Origin of the sequence: Algibacter sp. (assembly GCF_029245835.1) — a bacterium.
Classification (GTDB): Bacteria; Bacteroidota; Bacteroidia; order Flavobacteriales; family Flavobacteriaceae; genus Algibacter_B.
Window position 1 is genome coordinate 1 of record NZ_JAQWOO010000067.1, and the last position, 12,970, is coordinate 12,970.

The 12,970-nt window shown below is 31.4% G+C and carries 10 protein-coding genes; 6 read left to right on the forward strand and 4 right to left on the reverse strand.

What is annotated here, in order from left to right; all coding sequences use genetic code 11:
* Positions 1-329 precede the first annotated feature (329 nt).
* Both P8K68_RS10735 and P8K68_RS10740 read right to left on the reverse strand, forming a co-directional pair.
* Entirely contained in the window at positions 330-2,186 is a 1,857-nt protein-coding gene (locus tag P8K68_RS10735) for a hypothetical protein (RefSeq protein ID WP_300250673.1), read from the reverse strand.
* Positions 2,187-2,288: 102 nt separating this feature from the next.
* The gene (locus tag P8K68_RS10740) at positions 2,289-2,441 is read right to left on the reverse strand and encodes an SsrA-binding protein (protein ID WP_300250677.1); all 153 of its coding nucleotides are present in this window, start codon (positions 2,439-2,441) and stop codon (positions 2,289-2,291) included.
* Positions 2,442-2,992: 551 nt separating this feature from the next.
* On the opposite strand from P8K68_RS10740, the gene P8K68_RS10745 reads away from it, so the two are divergent.
* Entirely contained in the window at positions 2,993-3,943 is a 951-nt protein-coding gene (locus tag P8K68_RS10745; RefSeq protein ID WP_300250680.1) for a calcium/sodium antiporter, read from the forward strand.
* Between the two features lie 229 nt (positions 3,944-4,172).
* On the opposite strand, the gene P8K68_RS10750 is transcribed toward P8K68_RS10745, so the two are convergent.
* Positions 4,173-6,359, reverse strand: a complete 2,187-nt coding sequence (locus tag P8K68_RS10750) for a glutamine synthetase III (protein WP_300250682.1) — start codon at positions 6,357-6,359, stop codon at positions 4,173-4,175.
* Positions 6,360-6,629: 270 nt separating this feature from the next.
* Here P8K68_RS10750 and P8K68_RS10755 point away from each other — a divergent pair, with 270 nt between their 5' ends.
* A complete protein-coding gene (locus P8K68_RS10755; protein ID WP_300250684.1) occupies positions 6,630-7,652 on the forward strand; it encodes a glutamine synthetase beta-grasp domain-containing protein in 1,023 nt (340 codons plus the stop codon).
* Positions 7,653-7,812: 160 nt separating this feature from the next.
* Here the strand turns inward: P8K68_RS10755 and P8K68_RS10760 are convergent, their stop codons facing one another.
* Complete coding sequence (locus P8K68_RS10760) at positions 7,813-8,466, reverse strand: YceI family protein (protein ID WP_300250685.1); 654 nt, start codon at positions 8,464-8,466, stop codon at positions 7,813-7,815.
* Positions 8,467-8,614: 148 nt separating this feature from the next.
* On the opposite strand from P8K68_RS10760, the gene P8K68_RS10765 reads away from it, so the two are divergent.
* The 4 genes from P8K68_RS10765 to P8K68_RS10780 all read left to right on the forward strand — a co-directional run bounded on the left by P8K68_RS10765 (position 8,615) and on the right by P8K68_RS10780 (position 12,970).
* A complete protein-coding gene (locus P8K68_RS10765; RefSeq protein WP_300250687.1) occupies positions 8,615-9,163 on the forward strand; it encodes a nucleotide exchange factor GrpE in 549 nt (182 codons plus the stop codon).
* A gap of 50 nt (positions 9,164-9,213) precedes the next feature.
* On the forward strand, positions 9,214-10,338 hold the full coding sequence (dnaJ, locus tag P8K68_RS10770) for a molecular chaperone DnaJ (RefSeq protein WP_300250690.1): 1,125 nt from the start codon (positions 9,214-9,216) through the stop codon (positions 10,336-10,338).
* Between the two features lie 388 nt (positions 10,339-10,726).
* Positions 10,727-11,653, forward strand: coding sequence for an ABC transporter ATP-binding protein (locus tag P8K68_RS10775; RefSeq protein ID WP_300250692.1), 927 nt, complete (start codon positions 10,727-10,729; stop codon positions 11,651-11,653).
* A 3-nt stretch (positions 11,654-11,656) separates the two neighbouring features.
* Positions 11,657-12,970: an ABC transporter permease gene (locus P8K68_RS10780; RefSeq protein WP_300250695.1), complete on the forward strand. Its 1,314-nt coding sequence runs from the start codon at positions 11,657-11,659 to the stop codon at positions 12,968-12,970.

Genomic DNA, 12,970 nt, shown 5'->3' on the forward strand with positions numbered 1-12,970 from the left:
TCTAATTTTGAAATTATCTGAGAAAACAAAGTTATATTTGTCATAGGAGAAAGGTGTTTTTTGTGTTGCACCACAAAGATAACTTTGCGGAACAAATTTCCCTTTCTCTTTTATTAAACGTTTAGGACGCTATTGATAAAAAATCTAATAATTAGTATTAACATTAGAAATTGTTCCTGCTGCATATAAAACTGTAGAAGATCGTGTTATAGTTAAAGAAGCATCTAAGAAATTGGTTTATGTGCCAGCGGTATATGAAACAGTTTAGGTGCCTTACACTAAAAAAGAAGGAAGAAGTGACTTATTATTTTTTTTGAAGTACACACAATCTAATCAATACACTTAAGCTTATCTATAAAAAACTCTTTATAATCTATAAAATTAACTTCTTTTGAGTCTTCGGTTCCTTTAAGAGTTATAGATTTTATTGGTGAATTTTTCAAGATATTCATTTGAGCACTGGTTAAAATGGATTTAAACAAAAATACGCCACATTCAATATCCCAAGAATGATAAAAAACAATGGTTTGGTTGTTTTCTAGACTAACTTTCACACTAGATCGTTCTCTTGGAAGATATGAAGCACAACCTAAATCTCCAGTGTAATTAAAAAACACATTTGTCTTTCTACCTTGCTTGTATAATTCAACTGTTAGATTTTTGCTTAGTGGATAAGCTTCTGTTCTAATTGTAGTAATATTATAAAATCTATCATATTCATTAATCTGATAATGGCAAGAATCTCTAAACTTCATGCGTTTTAGTAGTTCTAATCTTTTATTTTCCTCTGTTCTTGAAGCTGTTTTAGATGTTTTACTTTCTTGAGAAAGCGAAGCATCATTTCTTAATTTTTCTAGAGCACTTCTTTCTTGCTCAATAATTCTTGCGATAGAATCATTTTGTCTTCTTAACTCAACTAATTGCTTTCTTTCTTGCTCTCTAACTTTTAAAATGGAATCATATTGTCGCTTTTGAATAAAGTTCTTGTTTTCTTCTAATTTTGCTTTATTAATTGCTGTTTCTTGAAGTTTTTTGGCTTTTTCCTTTTTTTGAGCTTCGGCTTTAGCAAAAGATTCATTTCTTTTTCGTAATTTTTCTAATACTATTTTTTCTTCAGCTTTAGCTTTTAAAATAGAATCGTTTCTTTTTGTTTCTAAAACAACTTTTGCTTGTTCTCTGGCTTTTAAAACTGAATCGTTTCTTTTCCTTAATAATTCTAATACTCTTTTGTTTTTAGCTTCAACTTGAGTAATAGAATCATTTTTCCGTTGTTCAGCTAAAATTCTATTCTTCTCTTCAATAGCTTGATTAATAGAATCTTTTTTTCTTTGAGCAGCGAGTTGAATTTTTTGGTTCTCTTTAACTTTGGCAATAGAGTCGTTTCGTCTTTGTATTACTAATTGTTTTTGTGCTTCAACTTGATTAATAGAATCATTTTTTCGTTGTTCAGCTAAAATTCTATTCTTGTCTTTAATAACTTGATTAATAGAATCTTTTTTTCTTTGAGCAGCGAGTTGAATTTTTTGGTTCTCTTTAGCTTTGGCAATAGAGTCGTTTCGTCTTTGTATTACTAATTGTTTTTGTGCTTCAACTTTATTAATAGAATCTTTTTTTCGTTGTTCAGCTAAAATCTTTTTCTGCTCATTAATAACCTTAGCAATAGAATCTTGTTTTGCTTGCGCAACACGTTGTATTCTTTGTTGTTCTTTAGCTTTAACGATAGAATCATTTCGCTTTAATTCTAGTGAGCTTTTTTTTGCTTCTAATTCAATTTTTGCTATTGAATCTATTCTATTCTGTTCTATTAATTCTTTGGCTCTTTTAGCTTTATTTGAAATTTCTTCTTCTTTTTTTTCTTTTTCTTTTCGCTCTGCAATAGCAATATCTCTTTGCTTTTCTTCATGGTCAAAATATAAATCCATCATTTGTTCATTTACAAATAAGTATTGATCTTTTACAAAGCCAACGAAATCTTTATATTTTATTTTATAGGTGTAGTTGCCTAAATAACTAGTTACTATGCATTTTTGGTTTTCTTTAAATTCAGCAATAATCTCTGAGGACTTAGTCGGAGTTTCATAAAGATTACCGTCTTGAGAAAACTTTGTAGAAATACTTGCTTCTTGTGCAAATAGATTTGTGGTGAAGCTTAAAAATACTATTAATGGATAAATATGTTTAACCATAGGTTTTGAGATTTATAGGGGCATTTATTTCTATTGGGTGTAAATGTACTATTAGAAATATTCAAAATGCAAAAAAAAAGCCGAAATGCTTATTTTTATCTATCAATCTAATGCATTTCTTGTTACATACCATCTCCAACCAATAATTAGCATTTGTAATTTACTAGCTTGAGCTAAATCTAATTGCTTTTTAGAATAACTTGGGAAGATTAACTTATTAACCTTAGCTAAAATTTTGAAAACTTGCTTTTTCACTTTTAAAATTTATAGTGTAAAAATAGTAAAACTTATTCTAGACTAAGTTTTACATGGTTTTTTTAAATAATTGAAATAATAAAGAGTATTAAATCAATTGCAATTTTGGCAAGTGTTATCATATTTTAGTTTTAAAAGGTTAGTAAATAAAGTTATTTATATCAATGTTTTTGGAAGATATATATTTACCAATATGACTACCAAGTAATTTTATTGAAATCGATGAATTTAAATACGGATTTGTAATTAAAAAGATGAAATTAATTTCGTTTTTTCTATAAACTTCTTTACTTAAGTGATAAATTAAAATAATAAGGAGTAATAATGATTATAATTTATAACAATTATAGGCTATATTTTGAATGTCTTTTAAAACTCTAGGGTTATTTTGTTTCAAAAATGCTCTTTTTTATGATTTTCATTATTTTCCAAATTGAAAATAAAAAAAAATCTAAATAGACTAACCTTATAAAGTTTATAGTGTCAAAAAAAATATTCACTTTTAGTTATTCACTTTTTACTTTCATTTATCTTCGCAAAAAAAAAAGTTTATGAGTATCCTTTGGGTTATCCTTGGTTTTGTTTTATTAGTAGTTGGTGGAGAGTTTTTGGTGCGCTCATCAGTAGCATTATCATTTAAATTTAATATATCTAAAATGGTAATTGGTATGACGGTGGTATCGTTTGCCACTTCTGCACCAGAATTACTTGTAAGTTTACAAGCTGCATTTTCAGGATCTCCGGCAATTGCTATTAACAACGTCATAGGGTCTAATATTGCCAACATTGGATTAGTTCTTGGTATAACTGCAATGGTTGGTACAATTGCTGTAGATAAATCATTTTATAAAGTGAATTGGCCCGTTATGATGGTGTTTTCAATTTTATTATATTTTTTTTTAAAAAACGATAGTGTTTTAACTGCTATTGAGGGTGGTATTTTATTTGCTGGACTTATTGCCTTTTTAATATTTCTTATCAGAAATGCTAAAAAGGACGTTGTTGTAGAGGATGTTGATGATGCTTTATCAACAGTTTCAAACTTTAAAATAGGGTTGTGGTTATTGATTGGTGCAACATCACTTTATTTTGGAAGTGAATGGCTTGTTTTGGGAGCAAAAAATATAGCGACTTCTGTAGGGGTTAGTGAAGCAGTTATAGGAGTATCATTAATAGCAATAGGGACTAGTGTTCCAGAATTAGCAGCATCAGTTATTGCAGCAGCAAAACAAGAAAAAGCCATTTCTTTGGGGAACTTAATAGGTAGTAACATCTTTAATATAGCCTCTGTTTTAGGTTTAACAGCTCTTGTAAAACCTATATCTGTTACTGAACCACAAATATTATCGAGCGATATCTTTTGGATGCTTGGTTTTTCAGCAGTTTTAATACCTTTAATATTCTTGCCAAAACGTTTTCAAATTAGCAGAATTAAAGGCTTTTTTTTAGTGGTTGGTTATGGCGTTTTTATGTTTTTGGTATTTACCCATGGGAAGCTTTAATAATTCTATTTCTCTTTAACCTTTTGTAAATTGGTAATATTCCGTATCAATTCAATTTATCAAAAAAAACAAAAACTTTCTTTCTAAAAACATAATCTTGTAAACATAATGCATTAGGGATTGTATTGGAAGCTTATAGCGAGTTGAGAGTGAAAGCTTTTAGCTCTTCGACTCCACTCAGGATAATCTTCTTGCTCAACTCTTGTGGGTAGGTACCCAAATAATAATATTATCTTGTAAATAATAGTTCTCTGTACTTGGTTAGTGGCCAGATTTCATCATCTACCAAGAGCTCTAGTTTATCGCAATGATAACGAATGTCATTAAACAACGGCTTTACATGGTTACAATATGCATGGGCTTTCTTTTCAATATCTTTAATGTTGTTTGCTGTTTTTCGGGCATCAATCATTTTGGTAACATTGGCATTTATGCCTTCTATATGGTTTGAAATATCTTCGATTAAATTGATTTGTTCTCTTGAAACGCTAGTGTATTTTTCTTCAAAAATTTCTTTTAAACCTCGAACGTTTTCAACCAAAATATTTTGATATTTAACTGCAGTGGGTACAATATGATTACGCGCTATATCGCCTAAAACACGACTTTCTATTTGAATGTGCATGATGTAAGCTTCAACCTCGATTTCGTAACGGGCCTCAGTTTCAATTTTGCTCATCACTTTCATTTCTTCAAATAGGGCAATAGAGGCTTTGGAGACTCTTGCTTTTAAGGCTTCTGGTGTGGTTTTGTTATTGCTTAAACCACGTTTTTTTGCCTCCTTTTCCCATTCAGCACCATAACCATTACCTTCAAATAAAATAGGTTTAGAGGATTTGATGTATTCTCTTAATACATTAAAAACGGCTTCGTCTTTCTTTAAATCTTTTTTATCTATTAAGTTGTCTACTTCTTTTTTGAAATCTTTAAGTTGTTTTGCTACTATCGTGTTTAAAACCGTCATTGGGTTTCCGCAATTTGCTAGAGATCCTACGGCTCTGAATTCAAATTTATTACCTGTGAAAGCGAAAGGCGATGTTCTGTTCCTATCGGTATTATCCAATAAAACATCTGGAATTTTTCCAACAACATTAAGTTTTAATTCTGTTTTTTCTTTAGGGGATAATTTTCCTTTGGTAACACCTGCCAACTCCTCTAATACTTTTGTTAATTGCTCGCCAATAAACACAGAGATAATTGCTGGAGGTGCCTCGTTTGCACCTAATCTATGGTCATTACTTGCAGATGCTATAGCTGCTCTTAAAAGTGCTTCGTGTGTATGTACGGCTTTTATCGTATTAATAAAGAAGGTTAGAAATTGCAGGTTGCTCATTGGTGTTTTTCCTGGAGCTAATAAATTAACACCAGTATCTGTTGAAAGCGACCAATTATTATGCTTGCCAGATCCATTTACGCCTGCAAAAGGTTTTTCGTGTAATAGTACTTTAAAGTTGTGACGGGACGCTACACGACCCATAATATCCATTAACAACGCATTATGATCTACTGCTAAGTTGGCCTCCTCGTATATAGGCGCTAATTCAAATTGATTTGGTGCTACCTCGTTATGTCTTGTTTTTACAGGAATCCCTAAAAGCAAACATTCGGTTTCTAACTCCCGCATGAAATTTAATGCTCTATTAGGAATAGACCCAAAATAATGATCATCTAATTGTTGCCCTTTTGCGGCGGAATGCCCTAATAATGTTCGACCAGTTAAAGCGATGTCTGGACGACTTTCAGCCATGAGCTTGTCTATTAAAAAATATTCTTGCTCCCAACCTAAAGAAGAAGTCACTTTTTTTACATTTTTATCAAAATATTTACAAATGGCAGTGGCTGCATCATCAACTGCATGAAGTGCTCTTAAAAGCGGGGTTTTATAATCTAAAGCCTCGCCTGTATAAGCCACAAATATAGTTGGAATACAAAGTGTTGTGCCATAGATAAATGCCGGAGATGTAGGGTCCCAAGCAGTATAACCCCTAGCTTCAAACGTATTTCTAATACCACCACTTGGGAAACTAGATGCATCTGGTTCTTGTTGTACCAATTGGTCTCCTCCAAATTTTTCAACAGCTATGCCACCTCCTATAGTTTCAAAAAAAGCATCATGTTTTTCAGCAGTAGTACCTGTTAATGGTTGAAACCAATGCGTATAATGTGTAACTCCTTTAGATAGTGCCCAATCTTTCATGGAAGAAGCTACTTGATCTGCTATATTTCTATCTATTTTTTTTCCAAATTGAATGGCATTCATAACACTAACAAAAGCATCTTTTGTTAAATAATGGCGCATGGCATTTTCGTTAAATACATTTTTACCAAATAAATCTGAACGACGCTCTTTTTCTTCAACCAAAACAGGTTTGAATTTAAGCGACTCTTTTATAGCATGAAATCTTAGTGTAGACATTCTTATATTTTTTAAAACATTTGATTCTTATATTATTAGCAAAAATAACTAGGTTTAATAATAAAACCTTAAAACTGAAAAAATCTTTTAAGCTTTTTTCAGTTTTTTCATAAAATAATCAACTTTTTTTAAAATAAACCTTAAAAAAATAGGGTATAAATAAAAATAACACACACATTTGTGAAAACACCCCCTATAAATTCAAAGTAAAAGCATAAAAATCTATATTTGTGATATTATTATCAATATTACATTAATAAAATATTCACTATGGCAAAAATTAAATTAGAATACCTTTGGTTAGATGGGTACTTCCCAACTCAAAACTTAAGAAGTAAAACTAAGGTAGAAGAGCACGAAGACTTTAAAGGAACGTTAGAAGAATTAGGAAACTGGTCTTTTGATGGATCTTCAACTAGACAAGCTGAAGGTGGATCTTCAGACTGTTTACTAGTACCTGTTGCAATTTACCCAGATCCAGACAGAATCAATGGTTATTTAGTAATGACTGAAGTTATGAATGCAGATGGAACTCCACACGTGTCTAACGGTAGAGCTACAATTGATGATGATGATAATGATTTCTGGTTTGGTTTCGAGCAAGAGTATTTCATTATGGATACTAAAACACAATTACCACTAGGATTCCCTGTAGGTGGATATCCTGCACCACAAGGTATGTATTACTGTTCTGTAGGTGGAAAAAATACACACGGTAGAGATTTAGTTGAAGAGCATGCAGATTTATGTATTGATGCTGGTTTAAACTTTGAGGGTATTAATCAAGAAGTTGCTTCTGGACAATGGGAATTCCAATTGTTTGCAAAAGGGGCTAAAAAAGCTGGTGACGAAATTTGGATTGCTAGATATTTACTAGACCGTTTAACAGAAAAGTATGGATACTATATTGATTACCACCCAAAACCATTAGGTAAAGATATGGATTGGAATGGTTCAGGTATGCACGCTAATTTCTCAAACACAACTTTAAGAACTTGTGGAGATAAAGAAGTTTACGCAAAAATTTGTGAAGCTTTCCGTCCTGTTGTAAAAGAACACATTGCTGTTTATGGGGAGTTTAACGACCAACGTTTAACAGGTTTACATGAAACAGCTGCTATTACAGATTTTTCTTGGGGAGTTTCAGATAGAGGTGCATCTATTCGTATTCCAATTATTGCAGTAGAGAAAGGTTGGAAAGGCTGGTTAGAAGATAGAAGACCTGCTTCTAATGGAGATCCATACAAAATTGCAGGAAGAATTATAAAAACTGTAAAATCTGCTAAAATATAATTAGTTTATATTCAGTTTTGTTCATAAAAAAAATCGCCAACATTAATTGTTGGCGTTTTTTATGGAATAATAATTTTTGGTAGACACATTCAATACAAACAAAAAACCACCTTATTTTCACAAGATGGTTTTTTAATAAAATTATTTTTATTAATTAAAATTAAGACTTTACAGCCGTAACCATAACTTTCAATTCCATATCATCATTAATAAATTTATCACCTAAATTATCAAAAATAGATTTAGAACCATATTTTACGTTCCATTTAGTTCTGTCTATAGAAAACGTTTCACTAGTAAGTGTAATAACGCCATTTTCATTGCTTACAGTTACAGGAAATGTTACATTATTCTTAGCATCTTTAAGAGATAAATTGCCAGAAAGCATCATTTTACCTTCAACTTCCGCTAAGCCAGTAATGGTAAAACCAGCACTTGGGTGTTTTTCAACATCAAAAAAGTCTTGATTTGTTAAATGCGCTTTAAGTTTTGCATTTCCTTTATCATCTGCAGGAATATCTGTAACAACTATGGATGTCATATCAATGATGAAAGACCCACCAACAATTTTTCCGTCAGTAACATCTAATACACCGCGCTCAATACTAATAGTACCGTTATGAGATCCTGTAGGTTTAAAACCTTTCCATTCAATAATTGAAGCTTCATTGTTTACGTTGTAAATTTCAGAGTTAACAGTTTTTTCAACTGCTTCAGCCGCAGTAGTTGTAGCTTCTTTTGCTTTGTCTTTGCATCCAGTAATAGAAATAATTAAAGCAGTGATAAATAAGATTTTTAAAAAATTCTTTTTCATTTTAAAATATTTTAGTGTTATCATACAAAATTAGGTATTCATCATCAGAAAAAAAATTAAAATTATTTTAATGACATTATGACATTTTTATAATATTGGCAGTACTTTTGCCAACTTAAATTTAAGATTGAAAAAATTTGAATTTACCATGAGTAAAAAAAATAAAAGCGATATAGAAAACGATCAAGTTGAATCTGCTCAAGCAGAAACAGTTGAAGTTGAAGAGCAAGTAGTGGAGGAGCTAACAAAGGAAGAAAAACTTGAAGGAGAATTAAAGCAAGAAAAAGATAAGTTTTTGCGTTTGTTTGCAGAGTTTGAAAATTATAAAAGGCGCACAGCAAAAGAGCGTATTGAATTGTTTTCAACAGCTAGTGAGGATGTTATGAAAACATTGTTGCCAGTTTTAGATGATTTTGAACGTGCATTAACGCATATTGAAGATGATAAAGAAGCTGAAGAGTTACGTAAAGGTGTTCTGTTAATTTATCAAAAATTAGTAAAAACTTTAGAGCAAAAAGGCTTAAAGCTTATAGAGGTTAATAAAGGTGATACATTTAACGCTGATAACCACGAAGCTATTACACAAATACCGGCACCAACTGATGACTTGAAAGGTAAAATTATCGATATCGTTGAAAAAGGATACCTTTTAGGAGAAAAAGTAATTCGTTTTCCAAAAGTTGTTATAGGGCAATAATAATATAAATTAAAAAGTCCTTTTTGATAGAGAGGATTTAGAATAGGAATATGGCTAAAAGAGATTATTACGAAATATTAGGTATCAATAAAAGCGCAAGTACCGCTGAAATAAAAAAAGCTTACAGAAAAAAGGCTATTGAATTTCACCCTGATAAAAACCCTGATGATAAAGACGCAGAAGCTAAATTTAAAGAAGCTGCTGAAGCTTATGAAATATTAAGCGACGACAATAAAAAAGCACGTTACGACCAGTATGGGCACCAAGCCTTTGAGAATGGCGGCGGTGGTTTTGGCGGCGGCGGTATGAATATGGATGACATATTCAGTCAGTTTGGAGATATCTTTGGCGGAGGCGGAGGCTTTGGCGGCGGTTTCTCTGGTTTTGGCGGTGGTGGAGGCCAGCGTCGTGTTAAGGGAAGTAATCTCCGTATTCGAGTAAAACTGACTTTAGAAGAAATTGCAATAGGTGTTGAAAAGAAAGTAAAAGTAAAACGTAAAGTTCAAGCACCAGGTACTACTTATAAAACCTGTTCTACATGTAATGGAGCAGGGCAAGTAACCCGAATAGCAAATACTATTTTAGGCAGAATGCAAACCTCGGCACCTTGTAATGTATGTGGCGGTGCAGGACAAACTATTGATAAAAAACCAAGTGATGCAGACGCACAAGGTTTAAAAGTTACTGAAGAAACTGTATCTATAAAAATACCTGCAGGTGTTGTTGATGGCATGCAGCTTAAGGTTTCTGGTAAAGGTAACGAAGCTCCTGGAAATGGAATTTCTGGAGATTTAATTGTTGTTATTGAAGAAGAAACTCACGATAAATTACAGCGTGAAGGTGATAATTTACATTACGATTTATATGTAAGTTTTCCCGATGCTGTTTTAGGAACTTCAAAAGAAATTGATACGGTTACAGGAAAAGTACGTATAAAGGTTGAATCTGGTGTGCAATCTGGTAAAATTTTACGCTTACGCGGAAAAGGAATCCCAAGCATAAATGGTTACGGTAAGGGAGATTTGTTAGTACATGTAAATGTGTGGACTCCAAAAACACTAAATAAACAGCAAAAAGACTTTTTTGAAGCTATGCAAGAGGATGAACATTTTGTTCCAAAACCCGAAAGTTCTGATAAATCTTTCTTTGAAAAAGTAAAAGATATGTTTTCCTAAAGAAACAATCTTTTAGTTAATTGTAATATTATATGAAAATCCGCTTTTTAAGCGGATTTTTTTATCTAAAAAAAGAAGAAAATTAATAGTTTTGCTATTAGTATTGAAAAAAAAACTATATTTGAATATCACTAATTTATTTTAGTGATAATTTTTCTTTTTCATAGCAATTTTTTTCCCATCCTTAATTTTATTAAGGGTGGGTTTTGTTTTTTAGTGGAACTCTAATTTGATAAGTATGAAATATCAAATTAAGTTAGACGTTTGAACTAATCCATAATTTTTCACAGCATCTATTATTTAAATCATAATTATTACCAAAAGCGTTAAGTGTCAAGACTAAACATTTAATATATTTACGTTATTACTAGTCAATAAAAAAATCAGTATGAATAACTTACTTGAAGTTAATAATGTTTCTAAATATTTTGGAGATTTTAAAGCTTTAAATGATGTATCGATTAGCATTCCAAGAGGAAGTATTTTCGGACTCCTAGGGCCTAACGGTGCAGGAAAAACAACGCTTATACGTGTTATCAACCAAATAACTATGCCAGATTCAGGTTCGGTAATTTTAGATGGAGAGCCTCTTAGTCAAAAGCATATTATGGATATTGGTTATTTACCAGAAGAACGTGGTTTATATAAATCCATGAAAGTAGGCGAACAAGCTATATACTTAGCGCAATTAAAAGGGTTAAGTAAGGCAGAAGCGAAAAAACGATTAAAATATTGGTTTGAACGTTTAGAGATTGGAGATTGGTGGGATAAAAAAATTCAAGAACTTTCAAAAGGTATGGCACAAAAAATACAATTTGTAGTTACGGTGCTCCATGAACCAAAGTTGTTGATTTTTGACGAACCCTTTTCGGGCTTCGATCCAATAAATGCTAACTTAATTAAAGATGAAATTTTACGACTACGCGAAAACGGAGCTACAGTTATTTTTTCTACTCATAGAATGGAATCTGTTGAGGAGTTATGTGATGATATTGCTTTGATACATAAATCAAATAAAATATTAGATGGTAATTTGGTAGATGTCAAGCGTCAATATAAAATCAATACTTATGAAGTTGGTATAAGAGCTAAAAATCAAATGCTCTTAGAACAGGAATTGTCTGAAAAATTTAATGTTTCTAAGGCTAATTTTAAAACTTTAGAAGATGAACTTAAACTAAATATTAAGCTCCAACAAAATGGAAAACCAAATGATTTATTGAGTTATCTAACCCAAAAAGGTGAAGTGTCTCATTTTGTAGAGCTTATACCAAGTGTAAACGATATTTTTATTCAAGCTGTTAATAATAATTGATTTATGAACCATTTACCGCTTATTATAAAACGAGAATATTTAACTAAGGTTAAAAATAAATCGTTTATTATCATGACTTTTTTGAGTCCTTTAATATTTATGTCACTAATTGCTGTTGTTGCTTATTTAACACAATTAAACAAAAATAAAATTAGAGTCGTATCTATTCTAGATGAATCTGGATTGGTAAGTAATGTTTTTAAAAATTCTGAGAACACGTCTTATAATATTCTAGAAGGTATGTCTCTTGATGATGCAAAAGCACTGGTCCAAGAATCAGAGGGCTACGGATTATTATATGTTAATGCTATTTCAGAAGAAAAACTTACCTCGGAAAACTTGACATTTTATTCAGAAGAATCACCATCATTAACTTTAATTTCAAATTTAGAAGGTAAAATTCAATCAGAATTAACATTACAAAATAGAATTAAAGAAGGTATAGATATTGATAAATTAAAGGCTACAAAAGTAAACATTGAAATTAATCAGGAGAGTTTTGAAGGTGAAAAAACATCAAAAGTAGATAGTGTTGTAAAACTTATTTTTGGTGGTGCAGCAGGGTATTTACTGTTCATGTTCATTATTATATATGGAAACATGATTATGCGAAGTGTTATTGAAGAAAAAACCAGTAGAATTATAGAAGTTATAATTTCTTCAGTAAAACCAGTGCAATTAATGCTTGGAAAAATTATTGGAACATCGTTGGCTGGAATAACACAATTTGTAATTTGGGTTATTTTAGGAGGTGTTTTAATGACTGTGGCTTCACTAATTCTAGGCATAGACATGTCGGAAATGCAAACGCCACAACAACAAATCATGGAGCAGGCTATGGAAAACCCAGAAGTAAATGTTCAACTTCAAAATAGTATTACAGCTTTTTATAACTTACCATTAGCTAATTTAGTTGTAGCATTTCTTTTGTTCTTTATTGGCGGTTACTTATTGTACAGCTCATTATATGCAGCCATTGGAGCAGCTGTTGATAATGAAACCGATACACAGCAGTTTATGCTGCCTATAATTATGCCACTGGTTTTAGCCGTTTATATTGGTATATTTACAGTTATTGAAGACCCCCACGGAACGGTTTCAACGGTGTTTTCGTTTATACCCTTAACATCACCCGTGGTTATGCTCATGCGAATTCCTTTTGGTGTCCCAATTTGGCAACAAGTATTATCTTTATTAATATTGGTAGGGTCATTTATGTTTACAGTTTGGTTTGCAGCAAAAATATATCGCGTTGGAATTTTAATGTATGGCAAGAAACCGAGCTATAAAGAGTTGATTAAATGGATTAAATATTAA